Source organism: Desulfovibrio sp. 86 (assembly GCF_902702915.1).
Classification (GTDB): Bacteria; Desulfobacterota; Desulfovibrionia; order Desulfovibrionales; family Desulfovibrionaceae; genus Desulfovibrio.
On the sequence record NZ_LR738849.1, the window covers coordinates 1,753,039 to 1,777,265 of the forward strand.

The 24,227-nt window shown below is 60.3% G+C and carries 20 protein-coding genes and 1 riboswitch; of the genes, 7 read left to right on the plus strand and 13 right to left on the minus strand.

Features of this window, described 5'->3' with window-relative positions:
• Positions 1–342: 342 nt before the first annotated feature.
• From DESU86_RS07285 to DESU86_RS07295, 3 genes are read right to left on the minus strand one after another with little or no spacing between them, the layout of a single operon-like run.
• Positions 343–1,053 carry a septal ring lytic transglycosylase RlpA family protein gene (locus DESU86_RS07285; protein WP_179980451.1) on the minus strand — a complete coding sequence of 237 codons (711 nt, stop codon included), beginning with the start codon at positions 1,051–1,053 and terminating at the stop codon, positions 343–345.
• Complete coding sequence (locus DESU86_RS07290; protein WP_179980452.1) at positions 1,050–2,093, minus strand: hypothetical protein; 1,044 nt, start codon at positions 2,091–2,093, stop codon at positions 1,050–1,052. The genes DESU86_RS07285 and DESU86_RS07290 overlap by 4 nt, the downstream gene beginning before the upstream one ends.
• Positions 2,090–2,359 (minus strand): hypothetical protein, encoded by a 270-nt coding sequence (locus tag DESU86_RS07295; protein WP_179980453.1) that lies wholly within the window; start codon positions 2,357–2,359, stop codon positions 2,090–2,092. Before DESU86_RS07295 ends, DESU86_RS07290 begins: the two co-directional genes overlap by 4 nt.
• Positions 2,360–2,913: 554 nt before the next feature.
• Here DESU86_RS07295 and dsrA point away from each other — a divergent pair.
• The 5 genes from dsrA to ribB all read left to right on the plus strand — a co-directional run bounded on the left by dsrA (position 2,914) and on the right by ribB (position 8,096).
• Positions 2,914–4,227 carry a dissimilatory-type sulfite reductase subunit alpha gene (gene dsrA, locus DESU86_RS07300; protein ID WP_179980454.1) on the plus strand — a complete coding sequence of 438 codons (1,314 nt, stop codon included), beginning with the start codon at positions 2,914–2,916 and terminating at the stop codon, positions 4,225–4,227.
• Between the two features lie 18 nt (positions 4,228–4,245).
• The gene (gene dsrB / locus DESU86_RS07305) at positions 4,246–5,391 is read left to right on the plus strand and encodes a dissimilatory-type sulfite reductase subunit beta (protein WP_179980455.1); all 1,146 of its coding nucleotides are present in this window, start codon (positions 4,246–4,248) and stop codon (positions 5,389–5,391) included.
• Positions 5,392–5,447: 56 nt separating this feature from the next.
• On the plus strand, positions 5,448–5,684 hold the full coding sequence (locus tag DESU86_RS07310; RefSeq protein ID WP_179980456.1) for a dissimilatory sulfite reductase D family protein: 237 nt from the start codon (positions 5,448–5,450) through the stop codon (positions 5,682–5,684).
• A 435-nt stretch (positions 5,685–6,119) separates the two neighbouring features.
• Entirely contained in the window at positions 6,120–6,698 is a 579-nt protein-coding gene (gene amrA / locus DESU86_RS07315) for an AmmeMemoRadiSam system protein A (protein WP_179981753.1), read from the plus strand.
• Positions 6,699–7,119: 421 nt separating this feature from the next.
• Positions 7,120–7,267: riboswitch (FMN riboswitch) on the plus strand.
• Positions 7,268–7,424: 157 nt separating this feature from the next.
• A complete protein-coding gene (gene ribB, locus DESU86_RS07320; protein WP_179980457.1) occupies positions 7,425–8,096 on the plus strand; it encodes a 3,4-dihydroxy-2-butanone-4-phosphate synthase in 672 nt (223 codons plus the stop codon).
• Positions 8,097–10,263: 2,167 nt separating this feature from the next.
• Here the strand turns inward: ribB and recD2 are convergent.
• The 4 genes from recD2 to DESU86_RS07340 all read right to left on the minus strand — a co-directional run bounded on the left by recD2 (position 10,264) and on the right by DESU86_RS07340 (position 16,193).
• A complete protein-coding gene (gene recD2 / locus DESU86_RS07325; protein WP_179980458.1) occupies positions 10,264–12,531 on the minus strand; it encodes an SF1B family DNA helicase RecD2 in 2,268 nt (755 codons plus the stop codon).
• A 1-nt stretch (position 12,532) separates the two neighbouring features.
• Positions 12,533–12,832 (minus strand): helix-hairpin-helix domain-containing protein, encoded by a 300-nt coding sequence (locus tag DESU86_RS07330; RefSeq protein ID WP_179980459.1) that lies wholly within the window; start codon positions 12,830–12,832, stop codon positions 12,533–12,535.
• Positions 12,829–13,923: a chorismate synthase gene (gene aroC / locus DESU86_RS07335; protein ID WP_179981754.1), complete on the minus strand. Its 1,095-nt coding sequence runs from the start codon at positions 13,921–13,923 to the stop codon at positions 12,829–12,831. The genes DESU86_RS07330 and aroC overlap by 4 nt, the downstream gene beginning before the upstream one ends.
• A gap of 1,385 nt (positions 13,924–15,308) precedes the next feature.
• Positions 15,309–16,193, minus strand: a complete 885-nt coding sequence (locus DESU86_RS07340) for a LysR family transcriptional regulator (protein WP_179980460.1) — start codon at positions 16,191–16,193, stop codon at positions 15,309–15,311.
• Between the two features lie 280 nt (positions 16,194–16,473).
• Here DESU86_RS07340 and DESU86_RS07345 point away from each other — a divergent pair, with 280 nt between their 5' ends.
• Positions 16,474–16,845 carry a hypothetical protein gene (locus DESU86_RS07345; protein WP_179980461.1) on the plus strand — a complete coding sequence of 124 codons (372 nt, stop codon included), beginning with the start codon at positions 16,474–16,476 and terminating at the stop codon, positions 16,843–16,845.
• Between the two features lie 173 nt (positions 16,846–17,018).
• Here DESU86_RS07345 and DESU86_RS07350 read toward each other — a convergent pair whose 3' ends face one another.
• From DESU86_RS07350 to trxB, 6 genes are all read right to left on the minus strand, one after another.
• Positions 17,019–18,797 carry a methyl-accepting chemotaxis protein gene (locus DESU86_RS07350; protein WP_232088292.1) on the minus strand — a complete coding sequence of 593 codons (1,779 nt, stop codon included), beginning with the start codon at positions 18,795–18,797 and terminating at the stop codon, positions 17,019–17,021.
• Positions 18,798–19,138: 341 nt separating this feature from the next.
• Positions 19,139–19,618, minus strand: a complete 480-nt coding sequence (gene grdA, locus DESU86_RS07355) for a glycine/sarcosine/betaine reductase complex selenoprotein A (protein ID WP_179980463.1) — start codon at positions 19,616–19,618, stop codon at positions 19,139–19,141.
• 104 nt (positions 19,619–19,722) lie between these two features.
• Positions 19,723–20,040, minus strand: a complete 318-nt coding sequence (locus DESU86_RS07360) for a thioredoxin family protein (RefSeq protein WP_179980464.1) — start codon at positions 20,038–20,040, stop codon at positions 19,723–19,725.
• A 102-nt stretch (positions 20,041–20,142) separates the two neighbouring features.
• Positions 20,143–21,312, minus strand: a complete 1,170-nt coding sequence (grdD, locus tag DESU86_RS07365) for a glycine/sarcosine/betaine reductase complex component C subunit alpha (RefSeq protein ID WP_179980465.1) — start codon at positions 21,310–21,312, stop codon at positions 20,143–20,145.
• An 11-nt stretch (positions 21,313–21,323) separates the two neighbouring features.
• Complete coding sequence (grdC, locus tag DESU86_RS07370) at positions 21,324–22,862, minus strand: glycine/sarcosine/betaine reductase complex component C subunit beta (RefSeq protein WP_179980466.1); 1,539 nt, start codon at positions 22,860–22,862, stop codon at positions 21,324–21,326.
• 145 nt (positions 22,863–23,007) lie between these two features.
• Positions 23,008–23,922, minus strand: a complete 915-nt coding sequence (trxB, locus tag DESU86_RS07375; protein ID WP_179980467.1) for a thioredoxin-disulfide reductase — start codon at positions 23,920–23,922, stop codon at positions 23,008–23,010.
• Between the two features lie 169 nt (positions 23,923–24,091).
• On the opposite strand from trxB, the gene DESU86_RS14605 reads away from it, so the two are divergent.
• Positions 24,092–24,220 (plus strand): hypothetical protein, encoded by a 129-nt coding sequence (locus DESU86_RS14605; RefSeq protein ID WP_269474306.1) that lies wholly within the window; start codon positions 24,092–24,094, stop codon positions 24,218–24,220.
• The last annotated feature ends 7 nt before the right edge of the window (positions 24,221–24,227 follow it).

The window sequence follows — 24,227 nt, forward strand, 5'->3', positions numbered from 1 at the left end:
TTGGGAGGGGGAAGCTATGAGGCGGTAGAACAGTGGCGGCAGGAAGGCGCAGGGCAGAGCAGTGATCGGGCAGAAAAACTGCGCTGACGCCGACGTAGCGACCGTCTGCTCCCGCAGCTTCAGGGATGCGTTGCGGCGAAAAGCCTCGGAGCATTTACCACTTGAAGTGCTTCTCATTTCAAAGCTGATCTGCTCTAGACAGTGTCGCCACGAAATGAATTTTCTGTCATATCTAAAAGAACGAGCCTCTTATGCAGGAAGTGTGCTCTGCTGGTACTCGCCCGGAATAAAAGGCGAAATTCGACGCGGAAATGACTGGAAAGGTGCTCGTGACAAGGCTGTCTAATCCCCGACCACAAAGGCGCCAGGATAAAGAATGGAGAAGACTTCAAGCTGCTTTTGCGCGCCGAAGGAGTCGGACCACGGCCCCACCTGCACGTTCCACATGCCGTTGCTGCCAAAGTGTACGCGGCTCTTGTGTCCCGACCTGGCCAGATCGTTGGTGAGCCTGTCGGCGTTGTCCTTGTTGGCAAAAGCCCCCACCTGCACAAAGTAGGCTCCGTCAATGTCGCCGTCGCTGCGCATCTGCGGGACGCCCCCAAGGCTCTGAATGCGCACGCGACCCGTGCCGGGGCCGATAATATTGAGCTGGGAAGCGGCGGCGCGCGAAAGGTCAATGACGCGGTCGCCCACAAAAGGCCCTCGGTCATTGATGCGCACAATAATGCTGCGGCCGTTGCTCATGTGGGTGACGCGCACCTTGGTGCCCAGGGGCAGCAGCTTGTGGGCCGCCGTCATGGCATACTGGTTGTAGCGCTCGCCGTTGGCCGTGGTTTTGCCGTGAAAGCCCGGTCCGTACCACGAGGCTTCGCCCTCTTCGACAAATCCGTGGGCGGATTTGAGAGGGTAGTAGGTTTTGCCGCGAACCGTATAGGGTTTGGTGCCGGTGATGCCGCCCTTGCGCCAGGAGCCCCTGGAGCCGCACCCGGCCAGCAGCAGGGCGCAGAGCGCGAGTATAAGGCAGTTCCGCAAGGCGCGGAGGGCAGGGGTCATGCTTTGGTGGTCTCCAGCGGGTGAAGGTAGGGCAGACAGGGAAAGCCCTCCTTTCTGCCGCAGGCCGCGCAGATGTCGGACGCTGTATCCCTGGTGTCTTCAGCAAGCAGACGGCTGAGCAGGCTGCGTCCTTCGCCGCGCAGCAGGCCGCGCTCATTGGCGTCCTGCAACAGGGCTATGGCCGGTTCGCGGCGTCCGGCTTCAAGAAAGTCCCGTGCGGCCAGCAAATAGAGGCGCTCGTGTTCGGGGCCGTACAGCGCGTCCAGCATGGGCACAAAGTTGGATCCGAAAGTATGCCGGGCTGACAGTTCCTCGCTGGCAAGCCAGCGAGCAAGATGGGTATTGTGTTTTTCGACCACAAGATACTGGGCCAGCATACGCAGGCCGTGGGACAGCACGTGGCTTATGCGCGACATTTCGCGCGAGGAGCTTTCCGCCGTTTGGCCCACAAGCCCTCGCAGCGGATTGTACATGTCCGTCGTGACGCCGTCATGCCGGGCGACCTGCGCAAGACGGTTGGCGTAGTGCTGGTTCTGAAAGGCGTCTTCCTTGAGTTTGACGCATTCATGAAAGGCGTAGCCAATGCACCAGTCGATGATGGCTTCAAGAGCGCGCTGACCATCCGCGCCGCCGGGCAGCAGATTGTTGGCGGAGCGGAGCAGCGCCGCGACCTGCGCGGATTCGGCAACCTGCGCGGATTCGGCGGATTCGGGAGCAAGTCCGTGTGTCTGCCCTGCGGTGGGCGCGTCCTGCGTTTTGCCGCCACAGGACGGGCTGAGCGGGCCGGGCGTATCGACAGGGGCCACGTCGCTGTGCGCCGGGGCATTGCGAAAGAGCAGGTGGGAGGTATCTTTGAGTCGCCAGAAAACGCCCTTGCGCATGGCCTCGCCCAAAAGATCGCGCAGGGCCGAGTACGAGACGGCCCCGGCCTGCTCAAAGCGTTGGCGTTGTGCCGAAAGAGCCTGAAAAACCGTGCAATAGTCACGCACAAGGTCGCGCATGAGAAAGTCACGGTTTGCCAGCAGCCAACGCCCTTTCACGCCTCGTCTTCCTTGAGCAGAGCTCTGGCCACGGCCAGGTCATAAAGCTTGAGGGGGTCGGCGTCCGCATTGCGTTCCTGCCGGTAAAGTTCCGAGGCGTCCTGCACCACGCTCATGCTGAGCCAGGGGTGACGCTCCCACACGTCGGGCATGTCGGCCCGCCAGAGGCGGAACTCCACCTCGCCGTGTTCTCCACGCCGAACATAGACGCGGGAAAGCGTGTTGCCCGCCTGGGGATGGTAGTACAAACCGAGTTCATCTTTCATGATGTGATGTTCCTTAAAGGTAATGCCAGCGAGGGCCCAGTCTCTGTTCAGCGTCAGTCTACGCTCAAACGGGTTTGTTTGCCAAGTGTGGATGCATCGTCTATGTGAAAAAAAGTACATAATACGAAAAAAAGTTGCATAAATGACAAAAAAATGCGTATTAATAGCCTCTATACAGACGGGACAAGCACCGCTGCCAGAATGCGCTTTCTGGCGCAAAGACTTGCTTGGCGGGCTTTAGGGTCCGCTTTGCAATATATTCCCGGCCAGGTTGTCATTAGCGCAAAAATGCGTTACGGAATGATCTGACCGCGTTGCGGCCTGAGGGGCCGAGGCTTTGGCTCGCCCGTCTTACGCGATCCTTTGGGGCGTCCCGGTTTTCACGGGATGGGCGCGACCCGGCGGGGGGCAATATCCGTCGGCGTTAAAGAACCCCAAGCGGTTCTTGCCCGCACGTCCGATGCAAATGGCGTTTTGCGCCAAAGCACGGATCGCCGCATTTGACGGCACATCACGCGCTGCGTGATACAAACAAACCATGTGGAGGTATGGCAATGGCGAAACATGCAACCCCCCTGTTGGACCAGCTGGAAAGCGGCCCCTGGCCGAGCTTTGTGTCCGACATCAAGCAGGAAGCGGCTGTTAGGGCCAAAAATCCTCGGGGTATCGACTATCAGATCCCTGTGGATTGCCCTGAAGACCTGCTGGGTGTGCTTGAACTTTCCTACAATGAAAAGGAAACCCACTGGAAGCACGGCGGTATCGTTGGCGTGTTCGGTTACGGCGGCGGCGTTATCGGCCGTTACTGCGACCAGCCCGAAATGTTCCCCGGCGTTGCTCACTTCCACACCATGCGTGTGGCCCAGCCTGCGGGCAAATTCTACAACACCAAGTTCCTGCGCGACCTTTGCGACATTTGGGACTTGCGCGGCTCCGGCCTGACCAACATGCACGGCTCCACCGGCGACATCGTGCTTCTTGGCACCCAGACGGCCCAGCTTGAAGAAATCTTCTTCGAACTGACCCACAACATGAACGTGGACCTTGGCGGCTCCGGCTCCAACCTGCGTACGCCCGAAGCCTGTCTTGGCCAGTCCCGCTGCGAATATGCCTGCTACAACACGCAGGACATGTGCTACCAGCTCACCATGGACTACCAGGACGAACTGCACCGTCCCGCCTTCCCCTACAAGTTCAAGTTCAAGTTCGACGGCTGCCCCAACGGCTGCGTGTGCGCCATGGCGCGCTCCGACTTCGCCGTGGTAGGCACCTGGAAGGACGACATCAAGATCGACCAGGAAGCCGTGAAGGCTTACGTGGCCGGTGAATTCGCTCCCAACGCCGGCGCTCACTCCGGCCGCGACTGGGGCAAGTTCGACCTGCAGAAAGAAGTGGTGGATCGCTGCCCCTCCCAGTGCATGAAGTGGGACGGCTCCAAGCTCTCCATCAAGACCGCTGACTGCGTGCGCTGCATGCACTGCATCAACACCATGCCCCGCGCCCTGCACATCGGTGACGAACGCGGCGCAAGCATCCTCGTGGGCGCCAAGGCCCCCGTGGTTGACGGCGCTCAGATGGGTTCGCTGCTCGTGCCCTTCGTCTCCTGTGAAGCCCCTTACGATGACGTCAAAGAAGTCATCGAAAAGATCTGGGACTGGTGGATGGAAGAAGGCAAGAACCGCGAACGCGTGGGCGAAACCATGAAGCGTCTGTCCTTCCAGAAACTGCTGGAAGTCACCGACACTCCTGCTGCCGCCTACCATGTCAAGGAACCCCGTTCCAACCCGTACATCTTCTTCAAGGAAGAAGAAGTGCCCGGCGGCTGGAACCGTGACCTTGCCGCTTACCGCAAACGCCATCAACGCTAGTCAAAGGGGGAGAAGAACATGGCTTTTATTTCTTCCGGGTACAATCCCGCCAAACCGATGGAAGGCCGTATCACCGACATCGGCCCCCACAAGTATGACGAATACTTCCCGCCGATTATCAAAAATAACTTCGGCAAGTGGTTGTATCATGAAATCCTTGAGCCCGGCGTGCTCGTGCACGTGGCTGAAAGCGGCGACAAGTGCTACACTGTCCGCGTAGGCGGCACCCGCACCATGTCCATCACGCACATCCGCGAACTGTGCGACATCGCCGACAAGTACTGCGGTGGCAGCCTGCGCTGGACCACCCGTAACAACATTGAGTTCATGGTGGACAGCGAAGCGGGCATGAAGGCCCTGCGCGACGACCTGAACAGCCGCAAGTTTGACGGCGGTTCGTTCAAGTTCCCCGTGGGCGGCACCGGCGCTGGCATCAGCAACATGGTGCACACCCAGGGCTGGGTGCACTGCCACACGCCTGCCACCGACGCCTCCGGCCCGGTCAAGGCCGTGATGGACGCCGTGTTTGAAGACTTCAAGACCATGCGTATGCCCGCCCCTGTGCGCATCGCCCTGGCTTGCTGCATCAACATGTGCGGTGCCGTGCACTGCTCCGACATCGGCCTTGTGGGCATCCACCGCAAGCCCCCCATGATCGACCACGAATGGGCTGACCAGCTGTGCGAAATTCCCCTGGCCGTGTCCGCTTGCCCCACTGCCGCCGTGCGTCCCACCAAGGTGGAGCTTGACGGCAAGAAGGTGAACTCCATCGCCATCAAGGAAGACCGCTGCATGTACTGCGGTAACTGCTACACCATGTGCCCCGCGCTGCCCATTTCGGACGGCGAGGGCGACGGCGTTGCCATCATGGTTGGCGGCAAGGTTTCCAACCGCATCAGCATGCCCAAGTTCTCCAAGGTCGTTGTGGGGTACATCCCCAACGAACCGCCCCGTTGGCCTTCGCTGACCAAGACCGTGAAGCACATCGTTGAAGTGTACGCGGCCAACGCCAACAAGTATGAACGCCTGGGCGACTGGGCCGAACGCATCGGTTGGGAAAGCTTCTTCAAGATGACCGGCCTTGAGTTCACCCACCACCTTATTGATGACTTCCGTGATCCCGCCTACTACACCTGGCGTCAGAGCACGCAGTTCAAGTTCTAGGATTACTTTGCTTAACCCCGGCGGCGCAGCAGCGCCGCCGGGACAGGAGAACCACCATGGCTGACGACAAAGACGTTGTTGTTGATTTTTTGAACAGCAAATCCGCCTCCAAGTCTAAGTTCTATTTCAAGGACTTCACGGATCTGTTCCCTGATAAAGGCCCCCGCGACGTGAAGAAAATCCTCACCAAGCTGGTCAATGAAGAAGTGCTGGAGTTCTGGTCTTCCGGTTCCACCACCATGTACGGCCTCAAGGGTGCGGGCAAGCAGTCCCACGCTGAAGGCGAAGACTAGCGGTTGATTTTTTTAGCCGGATGCGGCCTCATGCCGGGCTTTCCGTTCAGGGTTCGAGGCGGTTTTTCCGCGTCGGCCAGGCAAGTTTTGCGCATTCCGCTCACGACTAAAAATTCTCAAACGCCAGAATTGCCCCCGTTCATGGCCTTCGCAGGGCTCGTCAGCCTTTGCGTGAAAGCCTCATGCAAGAAATGCCGTAACATAGTTGCGGCATTTCTTGCATTGTCCGGCAGGGCGTGTTGCCGCACGCGCCGCCCGCTCCGCAGTGGCGCTGCCTGAGGGCAGGCTGTTGCGGTGGCGGACGCTTGTGTGGTCAACCATGACGACGGCGACTGTGGGGCCGTGAGTCCGGCGCAGACGGTTGAGCGGAAAAGGGCAGCCGGAACCTACCTCAGGTCTGGCGACGTGCGTAGTAAAACATCAGGCAGGAACGCCATGGGAATTTCCTTTACCCTCACTGATGCGGAGAAGAATTTTTTGAGCCGTTTGGCCCGCATGTCCATCGAAGCCGGACTTGTGGGCAAGGCGGTGGACGCTATCCCAAGCCCGGCGGATGCGCTGGACAGGCAGCAAGGCCCCCTCAGGCGTCATCTTGGCGCGTTTGTTACCATCTCCATAAACAACGCGCTGCGTGGGTGTATCGGCAGTATTGTGGGCCAGGAACCGCTGTACGTGAATGTCTGGCGCATGGCCGCTTCAGCCGCGTTCAGCGACCCGCGTTTTCCGCCCCTGACCCTTGCGGAATGGCGCGGTGATGTGGAGCTGGACATCTCCGTACTGGACGAACTGACGCTCTGCCCAAACCCGGAGGCTGTGGAAGTCGGCCGTCACGGGCTTGTGCTCCAATACCAGAACCAGAGCGGCGTTTTCTTGCCGCAGGTTCCCGTTGAGCAGGGCTGGGACAGGCTGGCCTATCTTGAGCACCTCTGCATCAAGGCAGGGCTGCCCAAAGACAGCTGGCAGCAGCCCGGCGCACGCCTTTTCTGGTTTGAGGCCCTGGTTTTTCCGGCGTAGGCTGTGTGTATTTTGAGAGGTTTTGTGGGGGGAGGGACCCTTTTGCAAAGGGCTCCTCCCCCATGCCCCACCCCTAGGAAAACGCTGATTTATTCCGTTTGGCGGCGTTGCTTCACTTTTTTTGAAACAGTCGAGGACTGAAGAGTCCACTCCTGTTTCAAAAAAAGATCGCGCCTTGCCAAACGGAATAACTGCGCGTTTTCAGGAGGCTCTCCAAGCAGCGCCTGCTTGGGGCTTTTCGTATCGAGAAAGGATATTCTCAATTCGAAAATGCTTTATGTCTCAGCTTTTGCCTCCACTCCATCTGCTCCATTTTCGTCGCTTTATGTCCTTTCTGTTGCGCATGCGGCCAGAACCCTCGCGTCTGGTTCACTACAGCGCATTGACGCTTGCCTTGATTGCGGCAAGGGCGTACATTGCTTATGTTTCTCAGGGCGGGGTGCAAGTCCCCACCGGCGGTGATGCGGCAGCGTAAAGCTCCGTCAGCCCGCGAGCGCCCATGGTTGGGGTCAGCAGATTCGGTGAGAATCCGAAGCCGACGGTAACAGTCCGGATGGAAGAGAACGGTCATAGCCACGCGAAAATCCTGTGCGCCATGCACTTGTCTTTCGTGTGGTCAGCGCGAAATTGCAGTAGCGGCGGCCTGGCCGCAACCGCTGTAGTGACGCAATCCGTCCACGCCCTGATGCACCATCTCCCGGTAATGAACCGGAACAGGAGAACGGCATGCATCAGACCTCACTTTCCCTTCATTCCTTTGGCAGCGCTGAAGAGCGCGTTCGTAACGCCCTGGCGTCCCTGCGCGCCGGAAGCGGTGTTCTTGTGGTGGATGACGAGGACCGCGAAAATGAAGGCGACCTCATTTTTCCGGCCCAGACCATCACGGAACAGCAGATGGCCATGCTCATCCGGCATTGCAGCGGCATCGTTTGCCTGTGCATCACAGACGGGCATGCGCGACGCCTTGACCTGCCGATGATGACGGAAAACAACACCAACACGCAGCAGACGGCCTTTACAATCTCCATTGAGGCTGCCACCGGCGTGACCACGGGCGTTTCCGCCGCAGACCGCGTCGCCACCATTCGTGCGGCCGTGGCTGACAAAGCCCGTCCCCAAGATCTGCGTCGGCCCGGTCATGTCTTTCCCCTGCGGGCGCGGCCCGGCGGCGTTCTGGAACGGCGCGGGCATACGGAAGCCACTGTGGATCTCATGCGCATGGCCGGATACGCGCCGTGCGGCGTGCTGTGCGAGCTGACCATGGATGACGGCAAGATGGCGCGGTTGCCGCAGGTGGCGGCCTTTGCCCTTGCCCATCAATTGCCTCTGTGCAGCGTGGAGGATCTTGTGGCCTGGCGGCTGAGTCTGGCTGACGAAAAGATAGCCATATCCGCCTGAGGTTCTGTTTCAAATGGTTGCTAGACAATGTTGTCACGAGCGCCTTTCCAGTTATTTTTGCGTCGAACTTCGCCTTTTATTCCAGTCGAGTACCGTCAGAGTACACTCCCTGCATAAAAGGCTTGTCCTCCTTGATATAACAGGAAATTCATCTCGTGACGACACTGTCTAGCTGACAGTTTTTGTCGGCGGACGTGTTGAGCGGCTCTTTTCATTCCGGGGGAATTCGCAGGAGAATTCTTTCTTCATGAAAAGGGCCGCTTTTTATTTTTGTTTTGATTGGGCCGCCTGTGCGGCGTGCGGCGGAGGCGTGGGTATGCGCGGCGGACGCTTTGAAGAAAGTAAAACAGGGCTTGTCCTTTGAGAGATGGCTTCTGTGCCCTGCAGGCGCGGGGTTTTTATTTTTTCTGTTGTTTTGGCCGCCTACGCGGCGCGCGGCAAGGCGGGGCCGGTTATGGGGCTGCGCCCCCTTCTCGGCCCCCCTTGCATCCCCCCCGAAGCACCCCTGCTGGGGCTTTCCTGTTACCGTGATTTGACGAGGGCTGCGCGGCTTTTGCTCCGGGAGCTTCCTCGCTGCGCTCGGCGATCTCCCTGCGCGCCGCGCAATGCCAGCGTGCGCCTTCGCGTTGAATAAGGGGCAGAGGGCGTCGCACTGGCTGTAGGAAGTTACAGGAATGGCGGTTGGTTATTGGGAGAGGCCCGCTGTGATGAAGGGACTGAACTTTAGGTCTGGTCTTTAAGCTACGTGAGTGATGTTCTGCCGATGTTGGGGCTTACGTAGAGTGGGTCCGGCAGTGGCAATGAAGCAGGGTCTGCCCTTTGAGATGAGGTTTCTGTGCCCTGCGGGCACGGGGGCTTTCTTTTTACTTTTGTTTTGGTCGCCTGTGCGGCGGACGCTTTGAAGAAAACAAAACAGGGCTTGTCCTTTGGGAGATGGCTTCTGTGCCCTGCGGGCGCGGGGCTTTTATTTTTTCTGTTGTTTTGGCCGCCTGCGCGGCGCGCGGCAAGGCGGGGCCGGTTATGGGGCTGCGCCCCCTTCTCGGCCCCCCTTGCATCCCCCCCGGAGCACCCCTGCTGGGGCTTTCCTGTTACCGTGATTTGACGAGGGCTGCGCGGCTTTCGCTCCGGGAGCTTCCTCGCTGCGCTCGGCGATCTCCCTGCGCGCCGCGCAATGCCAGCGTGCGCCTTCGCGTTGAATGAGGGGCAGAGGGCGTCGCCTTGGCTGTAGGAAGTTACAGGAATGGCAGCTTGTTATTGGGAGCGGCTCGCTGTGATGAAGGGGCTGAACTTTAGGCTTGGTCTTTGAGCTACGTGAGTGATGTTCTGCCAATGTTGGGGCTTACATAGAGGTCCGGCAGGGGCAATGAAGAAGGGCTTGTCCTCTGAGAGAGGATTTTTGTGCCCTGCGGGCCTGGGGTTTTTACTTTTTCTGTTGCTTTGGCCGCCTGCGCGGCGTGCGGCGGAGGCGTGGGTATGCGCGGCGGACGCTTTGAAGAAAGTAAAACAGGGCTTGTCCTTTGAGAGATGGCTTCTGTGCCCTGCGGGCCCGGGGGCTTTTCTTTTTTTGCGGTCACGTGTGGACGCTACACAACGAACAGACATAAAGCCCAAATCCTTCACTATGCCTCAAGTCAGCCAGACGAGCTTCAACCGTGCATTCAGGGCGAGATCATACGCTGGCATTGCGCGGCGCGCAGGGAGATCGCCGAGCGCAGCGAGGAAGCTCCCGGAGCAAAAGACGCGCAGCCCTCGTGAAATAGTGGAAGCGGGAAAGCCTTTAAGGACTTACCCGTGGGAGTGGAGATATACGACAGGCTCAGCGGGGTCGTCCGGGGGGAGTGCAGAGGGGGCCTCGGAGGGGCGGCAGCCCCTAACAGGCCCCCATCTGCCGCCCGCCGCGCAGGCGGCCAAAACAACAGAAAAAAGAAAGCCCTCATGCCCGCCGGGCACAACACCCACCTCTCAGAGGACAGGCCCGCTTTATCCCCTCAAGGGCAATTTCAGCGCAAGCTCTCCCATCTACCGCCCGCCGCGCAGGCGGCCCAAACAACAAACAAAGAAAAGCTCCCATACCCTCAGGCACAGAAGCTCCTTTTCAAAGGGCAATCCCGACTTCAATTCTTCACGGGAGTATCAGGGCGCCACCACCCACGCCAATCCCTCAACCCTAGCAAGGGGGCCGCAACCTCTCCGCCAACCTGGTGTACCTCTTGCGCGTCTTGTTGTTTTTGACGGCCATATGCAGCGCGCGCGACTCACCCACAAGAATGACCAGTTTTTTGCCGCGCGTGGCCCCGGTGTAGACCAGATTGCGCTGCAACAGCATATAGTGCTGCATCATGATGGGAATGACCACGGCGGGATACTCCGACCCCTGGGATTTGTGGATGGATATGGCGTAGGCCGGGGCCAGTTCGTCCAGTTCATCAAACTCGTACGGCACGACGCGGTCGTCAAAGGTGACGCTGAGGGTGCGGTCAGCGAGATCCATAAAGCTGATGCGGCCCATGTCCCCGTTAAAAACGTCCTTGTCATAGTTGTTGCGTATCTGCATGACCTTGTCGTGCAGGCGGAAGGCCCGTTCGCCGCGCCGAACTTCAAGTCCGTTGGGGTTCAGGGCCTCCTGCAGGCGGGCGTTCATCTGTCCCGCGCCCACGGCCCCCTTGTGCATGGGGGTCAGCACCTGAATATCGTCCACGGAATCAAAACCGAAACGACGCGGTATATGGTTGCGCACAAGGTCAACGATAAGCTCGGCGGCCTTTTCGGGATCGTTCTGGTGGATAAAATAAAAATCCGAAAGCCTGTCCTTGCTGGATTCCAGCGAAGGCACCTCGCCCTTGTTGATGAGGTGGGCGTTGCAGATGATTTCGCTCTCCGCCGACTGGCGGAAGATTTCCGTCAGTTCCACTACGGGCACGACGCCGGAGTTGATCACGTCGGCCAGCACGTTGCCCGGCCCCACCGAGGGCAGCTGATGCACGTCGCCCACCAGCACAAGGGTAGCGCCCAGCGGCACGGCCTTGAGCAAGTGGTAAAAAAGCAGGGTGTCCATCATGGACGCTTCGTCCACGACGAGCAGGCCGCAGGCGAGGGGGCTGTCCTCATTACGGGCGAAGCCGTCCTCCTTGGGGCTGTATTCCAGAAGGCGGTGGATGGTGCGGGCCTCGCGCCCGGAGGTTTCGGCCATGCGCTTGGCGGCGCGGCCTGTGGGGGCCGCCAGCAATATGCGGGCGCGCACCTCGGCAAAAAGATTTATGATGGCGTTGATGATGGTTGTCTTGCCCGTGCCGGGGCCGCCCGTGAGCACCATAACCTTGCTGCGCGCCGCCATGCGCACGGCTTCAAGTTGTTCGGGCGCAAGCGCTATGTCCAGTTGCGCCACCACCTTGTCCACGGTGGCGTCGGCATTTTCAAAGCGGATGGACTTGGGAGAATTGAGCAGCCTTTGCAGATAAAAGGCCGTCTTGGATTCGCAGTGGAAATAGCGGCGCAGATAAACGCCGGTTTCCGGCAGGCAGACGTGCGCGTCGGAATCCGGCCCGGGGCCGGGCATATCCATATCTTCGCGCACAATGCGCTCGTCCTCCTCAAGGGAAGACAGGGCTTCGCTCACCAGGCCCTCGTCAACGCCCAACTGGGCGCACACGGCTTCCATCAGGGCGGATTCCGGCAAATATACGTTGCCGTCGTCCGTGGCTTTTTGCAGCACATACAGCGTGCCCGCCTGAATCCGCAGGGGGTGATCATGCTCAAAACCGAGCTTGCGCGCCGCCGCATCGGCCGTGACAAAGCCGATGCCGTGAATGTCCATGGCCAGACGGTACGGGTTCTCGCGCACAATGTTCAGCGCGTCACCGCCATAGGCGCGGTAAATGCGCACGGCATAGGCCGGGGTGATGCCGTGGGGCTGCAAAAAGAGCAGCAGGTCGCGTATGCCCCGGTGCTCGGCCCAGGACGTGCGGATGCGCTCAAGGCTCTTTTGCCCCACGCCGCGCACCTTGAGCAGGCGTTCCGGCTCTTCGTCCAGCACGCGGATGGTGTCAGTGCCAAAGGCCTTGACGATGCGGGTGGCCATTTCATCACCGACCCCCTTGATGAGGCCGGACGCCAGATACAGGCGGATGCCCTCGCTGGTGGCGGGCATCATCTCCTCGACGTTGCTGAACTCCACCTGACGGCCAAAACGGGTGTTGTTGACCCAGCGCCCGCTGAGTTTCATCTGCACCCCTGCCTGCGGATTGACCATATGGCCCACGCAGCTCACCGAGTCTCGCGGGCGGGTGAGGCCGCCGTCGCCGCCCGAGCTGTTGACGCTGCCGGGCATGAGACGCAGAACGGTATAGCCGTTCTCTTCGTTGTGAAAGACGACGCGCTCGATGGTGCCGGTAAGTTCAACGGCATCCGGGTCTTGCAGCAGGGACATTTCCTTCATGTCAGCGATTTTCCAGGGCAGGGCTTTTACCGTCAGGGATGGCCTTGCGGTTGCGCGACCACCAGAACCAGTCGCGCTGTTCCGGCGGCAGGTGCGGGTTACGGGCCTGCGCCACAGCGCAGTGCATGACGTCCAGGCAGCAGATATCGACCTTCTGGCCCTTGAGGCGACAAAGGGCGTCATACAGTTCCTGCGGGTCGCGGCCTGCGAGGTCGTCAAGGCTGGTCACGCCAAGCAGGTCAAAATCTTTCAGCGAGGCTGGCCCGATGGAGCGCAGGCCATGCAGGGGGTGCTTCTTCATACGCCGACGCCCATGCGTTGCTGCAAAAGCAGCGCATCGGCCAGGGCCAGCGCCGTCATGGCTTCCAGCACGGGCACCACGCGCGGAATGGCCGCCAGGTCATGCCGTCCGCCCACAAGAACCGTGGCGGCATTGCCTTCCTTGTCCACCGTGTTCTGCGTGATGGCGATGGACGCGATGGGCTTGACCGCCGCCCGCAGCACAATATCCTGACCGCTGGAAATGCCGCCAAGGATGCCGCCAGCGTGGTTGGAGGCAAAGCGCGCCCTGCCGGGGCCAGGCTCGTCAGCGGGGAGCAGGGGGTCGTTGTTCTGCGAGCCGCGCAGGGCCGCCGCCGCAAATCCCTCACCTATTTCCACGCCCTTGACCGCGCCCACGCTCATGATGGCATGGGCCAGCACAGCCTCAAGCTTGTCAAAAACGGGCTCGCCAAGCCCTGCGGGCACGTTGCGCGCTTCAATACGCACAATGCCGCCCAGGGTTTCTCCTGCCTTGCGGGCCTCGGCCACCAAGGCGTCCCACTGGGTGACCACAGAAGGCGCGGCGGCGCAATAGGGGCGCATGGAGGCCCCGTCCATATCCATGCCCCACTGGGGGATGGCGACGCCGCCCAGTTCCACGCAGCCGCCAAGAATTTTCACGCCGCGCAAGGCAAGGATTTTTCTGGCCACAACGCCGCCAGCCACTCGGGCCGCTGTTTCGCGCCCGGAGGAACGCCCGCCGCCACGGTGGTCGCGCAGGCCGTTGTACTTCTGAAAATACCCCCAATCCGCATGGCCGGGGCGAAAAACTTCCGCCAGGTTGCCGTAATCGTGGGAACGCTGGTCTTCGTTGGCGATAAAGAACGCAATGGGCGTGCCTGTGGTGAGGCCTTCATAAACGCCGGAAAGCAGGCGGACGGTGTCGGCCTCCTTGCGCTTGGTGGCTGTCGGCCCCTGCCCGGGCTTGCGGCGATCCAGTTCGGCCTGCATGTGGGCTTCGGTCAGTTCGAGACCTGCGGGGCAGCCGTCAATGATGCCGCCAAGGCCGGCCCCGTGGGATTCGCCAAAAGTGGTCAGGCGCAGGGCGCGCCCAAAGGTGTTACCGGCCATCATGCACCTCGCGCAGGACAGAAAATATGGTTCGGGGCAGCCTTTTGGGCAGCCAGAATCTTTTCAGTATAGAAAAGGGAAGCGCGGCTGGCAAGCTGTGGGGTAGGCGACGTGGCGTGAGTATGCGCGACGGGCGCTCTGAAGAAAGCAAAGCAGGGCCTGTCCTTTGAGAGGTGGGTGTTGTGCCCGGCGGGCATGAGGGCTTTCTTTTTTCTGTTGTTTTGGCCGCCTGCGCGGCGTGCGGCAGATGGGGGCCTGTTAGGGGCTGCCGCCCCTCCGAGGCCCCCTCTGCACTCCCCCCGGACGACCCCGCTGGGGCTTGTCGTATATCCCCGCTTCCACGGATTAGCCCTTAAAGGCTTTCCCGTTTCCGACACCTGGCGAGGGCTGCGCGGCTTCTGCTCCGGGAGCTTCCTCGCTACGCTCGGCGATCTCCCTGCGCGCCACGCAATGCCAGCGTGTGATCTCGCCCTGAGTGAGGAGCGTCGGTAAGGCGTCTCTTTGGCTGTGGGGGAGCCTCAGAAACTGCATATCACTATTGGGAAAAGGCACGTAATGGCGGCGGTACTTGCGTAGCGGGGGCTTCAAAAAGAATAAAGCAGAGCTTGTCCTTCGAGAGATGGCTTATGTGCCCTGCGGGCACGGCGGCCTTTCTTTTCTGTTGTTTGGGCCGCCTCCGGCGGGGGCAGAAGGGGCCTGTGAAGGGGGCTGCGCCCCCTGGCGAGGCCCCCTCTGCACTCCCCCCGTTTACCCCCAAAGCTTTCCAATTACCGCAGATTGGCGAGGGCTGCGCGGCTTTTGCTCTGGGAGCTTCCTCGCTCCGCTCGGCGATCTCCCTGCGCGCCGCGCAATGCCAGCGTGCGCCTTTGCGCTGAATGGGGATCGCTAGCTGTTATGCAGGCAACGCACTCAAGCCTGTGCCGCTTCTCAGACAGAGAGCGGGCGGATGCCGGGGGCGGCGTCATAAAGAACCGAAGCCGACACGTCGGCGAGGTTCGTGCGTAGCCGCCCCCGAAAAAGGGAAATTGTTGGTCAGGGTAGGACAGCGGGGTGCTTCGGGGGGGGATGCAAGGGGGGCCGAGAAGGGGGCGCAGCCCCATAACCGGCCCCGCCTTGCCGCACGCCGCGCAGGCGGCCAAAACCAAATAGACGAAAAGCCCCCGTGCCCGCAGGGCGCAACGCCCACCTCTCAAAGGACAGGCCCGGCTTTATTCTCTTGAAGCGTCCGCCGCCCAAGCCCCCAACACGCCGCCCGCCGCGCAGGCGGCTCAAACTAAATTAAAGAAAAGCCCCCGTGCCCGCAGGGCGCAACAACCTCATCTCAAAGGACAAGCCCTATTTTATTTTCTTCAAAGCGCCCGCCGCGCATACCCTCGCCACGCCGTTTACAGACTCTGAAAATGCTTCACAATGTGATCCACAAAGAGGCGCACACGCTTGGGCGGGCGGTCGCCGGGCAGGGTGAGATTGATGTCTGTTTTTGTCAGTTCCCAATCGGGCAAAAGCTGGACAAGCCTGCCCTCCTTGTCAAAAGCTTTGGCAAGCTGCGGGATGAGCGTTGTCACGCCCTGATTGGCAAGCAGCAGTTCCAGCGCCAGACCGATACTCTGCACGGTATGCCGTGGCTGAAGAGCCACGGTTTCCACCTGCCTTTTCTTGGAGCAGGTCACCAGCGGGCGGCCTTCGCTCGTCTGGGCGATGAAAGGCAGGCGGGCCAGATCGCCCGGATGTTCAGGGCGGGGATGGCTGTGCAGAAATTCCGCCGTGCAGAACAGGGCTGGCTGCATGGACAAAAGCCTTCTGACTTTCAGATCCGGGTAGGGGACGGGGCCAGTCCTGATGTCCAGATCAAAGGGCTCCCTGTGCAGGTCTTTCCATTCTGTGGAAAACACCGTGTGCAGGCTTATCTGCGGGTACTGCTCCACAAATGAGCCCAGAGCGCCGTGCATGCAGCAGTGGTACACAAAGGCTTCAACCGACATGCGAATGGGGCCGCACGGCTCCGCCTGCTTTTGCATGAGCCTGTCCCTGACGCCGCTGGCTTCGGCCATGATAAACTTGCAGCTTTCCAGCAGTTCCTTGCCGTCTTCAGTCAAACCGGCAACGCGCGTATTGCGGAAAAACAGCTTCACGCCAAGGTGCTGCTCCATGGCCGCAATGCGCCGTGAAAGCGTCGCAAGCGGAATGCCCAGCGCGTCAGCCGCCTGGGTAAAACTCGGATGGTTGGCGGCCTCCAGAAAATACGGAACATCCGCCAGAAGCTTGCGCATATCATCTCTCATTTACGACAACATCCTGAGTATATTTTTATCATATATAAACATCTTCAACAATGATACTTGAGAATCACGTGAAGTCAAACCCGCGCGCAATCGGCCAGACGAGCGACCGGACAAACGTCCGCCTAAACAAGCATCCAGGCAGACAAACAGCATTGCGCCTTCACCCAAGCGTCAGCCCACGCAACTGCCAGCGCGCTTGCAAGCTGACATTACCCGCGTCCCGCATACGGGCGTTGCCTGATATGCGGGCCATACTTGAGGAGAACATATGAACGATGATTTTCAGGTGGATGAAAAACTTATTGAAGCATTCCACCTCATGTTTGATCACTTTCCCGAGGGAGTGCAGCTCGCCCACAAATCCAAGCGTGTTGTGGCCCTTAATGCGGCCTGCAAAAGCCTTGGAAGGGAAGTGGGCATGATCTGCGCCAAGCACGGCCCGGCGGAGGCGCACAAGGGCTGTCTTGCCCACAAGACCATCAAAAACCATGTGGCGTCCTGGAAAAAGGGCACAGAACCCGGCCCCGGCGGGCAGGAGCCTGTGGCCTTCTGGCTGCCAGTGGACGGCTATCCGGATTTTTTCATCCATTTTGGCATCGGCTACATGAAGGACTATTCCCTGCCGTCCGATACGGAATAGCTGAGCAGAAGAAATCAGGAACCAGCGCGGCCAACAACGCGGCATAACACGCCCCTGAACCGGCCCACACGCATGCTCCCAAGCAAAACCCCCGTCCCTTCACCTGCATTTGCCGTGAAAGGACGGGGGTTTTTACGTGTTCAGACAGGTGTGCAGCCGGAAAGGGAACGCGGTTAGGCTGCGCCGCCAAGGCTGGAGGAACCGCCCTGCTTCATTTCGCCGATAAGCCCCTGCAGCACGTTCGCCTGGCGGGAAAGCTCCAGGATGGCCTCGGATGACCGCTGCATATACTCGGCATTTTCGCCGGATATCCTGTCCACCTCGTCCAGACTGCGGTTGATTTCGCCGCTGGCTGCGGACTGTTCTTCCGAGGCGGCGGCAATGGCGCGCACCTGATCCGTGCTTATGTCCACCATGGACACGATTTCGGCCAGGGCCGCGCCAGATTTGTCGGCCAGTTGATCAGCGCTCTGGATGCGCGACACCGTGCGGTTCACCACATCAATGGTCTGCACGGTGCCTGCCTGGATGCCGTTAATGGCTTCTCCCACTTCCCTTGTTGCCGTCATGGTTTTTTCGGCCAGCTTGCGCACCTCGTCGGCCACCACGGCAAAACCGCGCCCGGCTTCACCAGCGCGGGCGGCCTCAATGGCCGCGTTGAGGGCCAGCAGATTGGTCTGATCCGCTATGTCGGCAATGACGTTCAGCACCTTGCCAATGGCCTCGGCCTTGACGCCAAGCCCGGCCATGCCGTCCTTCATTTCCCCGGCCTGCTGCTGTACCTCGCGGATACTGTCGAGCAGTTGCGTGACGGATGACGAGCCTTCCTGCGCCTTCACCCTGGTCTGATCCGCGGTGTCGGCGGCGTGGGACGAGCTTTGCGCCACTTCAAGCATGGAGGCGTTCATCTGTTCCATGGCTGAAGCCGTTTCACGCACGCGGTCGGCCTGCCGCGTGGAACCGCTGCTGGCCCTGTGGATGAGGTCTGACAGATTGCCAGAGGCCAGGTTGAGGGCGTTTACCACGGCCTCAAGCTGGCTTGCGGCATAGAGCATGCCCTCGGCCTTGGCTTTTTCAGCCTCTTCCTTGGCTTCGTGGGCCTGGCGCATAAATGCCTGGGCCTCGTCCCGTTCTTTCTGGGCCTCGGCCGTGGCCCGGCGCGTTTCAGCCCTGAATGAGGACAGGTTGTCCGCCGTGGTATTCAAGGCCTGCACCAGGGGCAGGATGGAAGATTTTTTGCTGGCGTCCAGCCTGCGATCAAGATCATCGCCCCCCAATTGGCGCGCAAAGGCGATGCACTGGCGCATGACGTCAAGGTCGCGACTGGTGAACAGATGCCCCACGCCATAGATGGCCAGCATGGAGACCGCCAGCACTATCCACATATTGGTGCGGCTCTGCTCGATCTGCCCCTGCATTTGCTGCATGGCGGCGTCAAAGCGGGCGTTCATGGCCTTGTCAAACAGGCCCCCCTGCTCCCGGTAGGCCTCCGCATACGGCGTGGCCACCCTGGCGTAGTCCTTGTAGCTTTTATGGCGCTCATCAGCCGGAACCTCCCTGAGCGGCAAAAGTACGTCCCTGCCATTGGCGATAAAGCTGATGGCGGCTTTCTGGGCGTCGGCTATGATCTTTTTTTCCTGACTGCTGAAAGGCATTGCGTCCAGCTGCTGAAACCGCTCCTCATTGCGTTTGGCAATCTCGGCCTGCTGCTTGATATCTTTCTCCAGATCGCCCCCCAGCATGGCGTCACGCGTGAGGCGGCTCACGTAGTTGATGTCCTTGGCTATTTCGAGGCTGGTCATTTTGCCTACCACGTCCACGTCACGCATTTGCGAAAAGGACTGGTTGAGAGTCGATACCGAGTCGAGAGAAAAGGCGAACATGGCGACAAGCGCCACAGCCCCAATGGTTATTGTCAAAAGAAACTTTCCACGCAAAGAAAATGAATTCATGGCGATGCTGCTTGTGCTAAGAGTTGAAAAATCGGTTTTTGCAAACAAAAATATATACAGTCTGCAGAGGCTGCAGGTTGCGAGGGAAGAAAAACGACGACGGCAAATATCGTCGATATTCTTGAGTTGGCAGATAGTGCAGAACAACATATCGGTAAAATTTATGCAAGCTATAGAGCCGGTTTACATCACACAAAGCCATACCCGTAGCAGGACCTATATATGGTATCCATAGCAGACATGTTTCAGCATGCCTGCGCCTTCTTGTGGCGAAAACGCTCAAGAGTCCCGCGCGGGCTTTTTGGGCGCACACGGGACTCTTGCCTTGTGGGGGGTGGGGATCAATTACAGCTGTACGTGCTGTTTTCCGCGCGCATCTTACTCACAGCGGCCGCCAGCGCATCCACATTCAGTACCATTTCCATCATGCTGATCTGCTCTTCCCACTTGGCGGGATCGGCAGCGGCCTTCATTTCCGGCTCAAGCACATGATATACGCAGAGTCCCAACGGGACTCCTGCCAGGGGTCCGGCGTAGGTGGGGTCGCCCAGAGTGACGGTTTCGGCATAGATTTCCGCCCCTTCAGGGTCGGAAGAGCCGAGAACCACCACGACGTTCTCGCCACCAAACTTCTCAGCCGCGTCCTTGACGCGCTGCTGATTTTCCAGATCCATGGCTCCTGCGGCCGTTCAAACGAAGCATTCGGTGGCGGAGAACAGGATCTCCGCCCCCGAATCGGCGAAGACATCCGCCATGGCGGGGCCGGGTACGCCGTCCCTTTCGCCAAGCAGCAGAAGCTTCTTGCCTTCGAGCTTAGCCATTGCTTACTCCTTGTGGTTATGGGCTTTTTGTCGCACGGGCCGATGCGGCGGCCCGTCGTCCACGTCATTGCCGCGCTGCCCTGTCTGGGCGAGCGTGCAAAACATTACAGCAGTTTTTCCGTTCCGGCCTTGATGGCCTCAATGGAAACAGCGTCGCCGGACACGCGCGACACGCATTCCCCGCCCTTGTAAAAAAGGATGGTGGGCACGGCCATGACGCGCAGGCTGATGACCAGGCGGCGGTTTTCCGCCACGTTGAGCTTGCAGAATTTCACCTTGCCGTCATACTCGGCGGCCAGTTTTTCCACTTCGGGCATCAGGGCCAGGCAAGGGCCGCACTGGGGGCCCCAGAGGTCAACCACGCAGGGCATGGCGCTTTGCTGTACTTCGGCTTCAAAGGTATCTTTATCGACGATAATCATGAACTGCCTCACTTGGTTGCGTACGATTACACTGTACCGATAAAGGCGGGCCGGGGCCTGTGCCGGACACTCTGACACGGTCGGCCCGCCTGTCGGAGGATTTTATATGTATCCTGCGGTCTTCAGGATTTCACGGGCCTTCTCAAGACGGGCCACAGCCAGCTTGACCACAGGCCCGGTGCAGCCCATGGCCGCCTCGGCGTAGATGTTTTCCTTCCACAGGCAGTGTACCGCCTGCTCAAGGTCCAGCACGTCGATGCCGTGGATTTCTTCATCCGTGGGCTCGGCGGGCGGGGCCTGCACGGTTTCGGTCGGGGCCGCCCCTGCCGCCTTTTCAAAGGCGGCCAGTTCTTCGTCCAGCCCGGCGGCCCTGGCCCGGCGCAGTTCTTCGGCCACCACGGCGGGCAGATTGCCGCGTACGGCGGCGGCCGTATAGGCCAGGGCATTGGCCATGACCGGAGCGCCCGAGGCGCGGGAGACGATGCTCACCACCCGGTTCCAGCCTTCGCCCACCGAGGGGCCGTAGCCCCAGCCCGTGGTTTCGTAGGCTCCACCGGAGGTAAAGGCGCTGAAGAGCTTCATGAGTATGTTGCCCGTGAGCGTGTCCGTGACGCACACGTCCACGGCCCCGGCCAGAAGGTCGTTGCCCCGCAGCAGCGAGCCGCCGTCGCCCCTGAGGCTCTGTCCCAGGCGCAGGTCGTAGCCGCGTTCCGCCATGCGGTTCAGCGCCCGCAGCACCTGCGGGGCCGCGTCCACATTGAGCACGCCCACAGCGGGGGAGGCCAGACCCATGGCCCTGGCCACAGCCAGGCCCAAAACGGCGTTGCGCAATAGCGCCTGTTGCCTCTGGGCCGCGCTCATGCCCGTGGTGCAGGCCACAAACATGGCCTTGCCGAGAGCAGGCGTCAGAACGCGGCCCACCGTGGCCACGCCCAGGGGGAAGGGATAGTGCAGGGCCACCGCGCCCTGGATATGACCGTCTTCCAGGGCTTTTTCCATCCCTGCAGCCAGTTCATTGCCTTCGCAGCCGGTTTCAATCCAGTCCATGCCCGCAGGCACAAGTCCCGCAGGCCGTGGCCCCACGCCGACCACGGTCAGCGAGGCGTCCTCCTTCATGGCCACAGCGGCCGCCGAGAGGAATTCCGTATCCGAATGCTCGCCGCCTGCGGCCATGAGGCCGATGCGGCACGGCGCGCGTCCACTGCGCGCCCGCGTGACCAGATCCTCAAGAGCCTTGCCCAGGATGGCACGCCTGTCGTTTTGACTCGCCATACGCCTGCCTCCTACTGACCCTTTTGCAGGTTGGCCGCCACGTCGCTCAGGGCTGTCAGCAGCAGTTCGGTCACATCCTGCTGGCTGACGTTCTGCGCCTGTGCCGCGCTCGTGCCGGGGGCTTCCATAATAAAGGAAGCGCCGTCGGCCAGGTTGGTCAGGCGGCCCAGAAACAGGCTGCCCTTGCCTATGATCATGGCGCGCTTGATGCGGCCTTGCTTGATATCTTCAATGGCGTGGCCCACATAGGGTACGCCGGAGGGGATGTGCCCCTGGATGGGGGCAAAACCGGGCATGCCGTGTTCCGCCACAAACTTGGGAATGTCGGTCCGCTCGATCTGCCCCTTCATGACCGCAAGGGCCGCGATCATCTTGTAGTTGGCCTCGGGCACGTTGCCCGCGCCCGCAGGCAGGGTCACTTCGGCGTTGTGCAGTTCAGGGGCGTACTTGTCCACATCCGTGAGTTTCAGACCCACGCGGGACAGGGGTTCGAAGGTCAGGGCCGAGGTGATGGCCTGGGGCGAAGCCCCCGCGCCCACCGTATGCTTGCCCAGACCTTCCAGCCGCATGACCGGGGTCTGGCCGTCGTCGGGAGTCAGCAGCAGGGCGAAGCTGCCGAGGCAGTTTTCCAGCGGCACAAAGCCCTTCTTGATATGGTCGCGGGCGTTCATGTAGAGCTTGGGCACGGAGCCGCCGCTGACCACGACCACATTGGGCCGCACGCCGCTGGCCACCATGCCTGCCGAGGTGATGAGGGCGGCCACGGGCCCGGCGCAGAAGCCGCGCACGTCAAAACCGCTGGCATTGACGCACTCGGCTATCTCGGCCAGGGCCTTGGCCATGTTGCCGCCGCCGCGTTGCATGGCGTCGCCCACGGCTTCTTCGGAGCATTCCACCACAAAATCCACGTCAGCGGGAGCCATGCCCGCGTTCTTGATGAGGTGCAGCAGAGCCAGCACGCCGCTGGCCTTGCTGGCCAGATTTTCCAGCATGACCCCGGCTTCGAGGTTTTCATCCGTATCGTGGGCACGGCGGCAGCAGGCCACCAGGGTATTCTCAAAGTAGAGCGGCAGGGCGTGCTGTTTTTCAATGGCTTCCTGCAGCTCGGCGACGGGCTTGCCTTTCTCCAGCCGGGCCAGCTGCTTTTCGCCCATGACGGGGTTACGGGCCAGCTTTTCGGCCACTGCCGCTGCAAAGCCCTGTTCCAGCCAGATGAGGTCAAAAACGTCGCAAATATCCATAAGCCCGATGAACTCGTCTTCGGGCATGATTTCGCCAAATTTCCCGTAGCGTTGCGGATCGCCCAGGTTGTCGATCCAGGGGGCCGGAGCCTTCTCCAGTTCGTCGAGGCTCATGCCGCCCACATAGGTTTTGTTGGGGGCGTAGGCAGCGGCCTGTTCCCAGGTCTGCGCGTGCTTGGGCAGTTCTCGCAGAAATTCCGAATCGGGCTTGGAACGGCGTTCCTGGGCGGGGGTGCCGCCATAGTGCAGGGCCAGTTCCGGCGCGAAGTTCAGGCAGTATGCGGCTGCCTTGATGCCAACAGTTGTCATGGCGCTATCCTCCAGCGGCTTTAGAGCAGTTTACGAATGAAATGAGTTAATTGCTCTGCAAGGATTTTTCTGAAAATCCTTGCCATGAAATGCGAGTAGGCGGGCTTTTGCCTGCCGTACGCGAGCATTTCAAATGTTAAATGCTCTAGTGTTGAAGGTAGGCATACGCCGACATGGCGGCCCGCGCCCCGTCGCCCGCTGCCGTAACCACCTGCCGCAGCGAAGTGTCGCGCACGTCGCCAGCGGCGAAAATGCCCGGCACCGAGGTTTGCAGCTTGCTGTCGGTAATGATCCAGCCAGCGGCGTCGGTTTGCAGCAGGCCGTGCAGATATTCGTCATTGGGCAGGGTGCCGATGAAGATGAACACGCCGCTCAACGGAATTTCGCGTTTTTCTTCGGTCTTTACGTTGCGCACCACGATTTTTTCCACCATGTCGCTGCCTTCAATGGATTCCAGCACGCTGTCCATGACGGGCACGATCTTGGGGTTGGCCAGGGCGTGCTCGACCACGAGTCTGTCGGCGCGGAATTCGTCACGGCGGTGGACAATGTATACCTTGGAGGCAAAGCCCGTGAGGTAGCAGGCTTCTTCAACGGCGGTGTTGCCGCCGCCGATGACGGCCACTTCGAGGTCTTCAAAAAAGGCGGCGTCGCACACGGCGCAGTAGGAAACGCCCATGCCCGTGTATTTTTTTTCGCCGGGGCAGCCCTGCTTGCGAAAATAGGCCCCGCTGGCCACGATGACGGCCTTGGCGGCGATTTCGCTGCCGTCCTTGAGGGTGATGACTTTCTCTTCGCCGCGCACCTCAAGCTTCTGCACCGAGGCTGACCTGAATTCCGCCTTGAAAAATTCCGCATGGGCGCGAAAGGCGTCGGCCAGACCTGTACCCGTGCCGTCAAGGATGCCGGGATAGTTCTCCACCCTGCTGGTGGTCAGTATCTGCCCACCGGGGCGGCCTTTTTCCAGCACAAGAGTGTCAAGACCGGCGCGCTTGCCGTAGATGGCGGCGGAAAGTCCCGCCGGGCCAGCGCCGATGATGACCAGTTCACGTTTTTCCATGAAAAGATCCTCGTGTTCGGTAACATGGTGAGGGCGTGTGCGGCGATGACCGCAACACACGCTTTACCACCGCACACGGACGGCAAAAGGGTGGGAGAGTGCGCAATGGCGTACAGGCCACCGCCAGATAGGCGGGGTGCGCATGCTGAGGAGTATATGATCGTGTCGTATGTTGATGGAAGCAAAATGTGTGCCTGTACGCATGCAGGGATGGAAAAATGAAAAAGCAGCGCGTCAGGCGCAATTGCAGTGGCAAAATTCTTATGAACATTTTTTGTCAACACAGTTTTTTGACTAAACACACA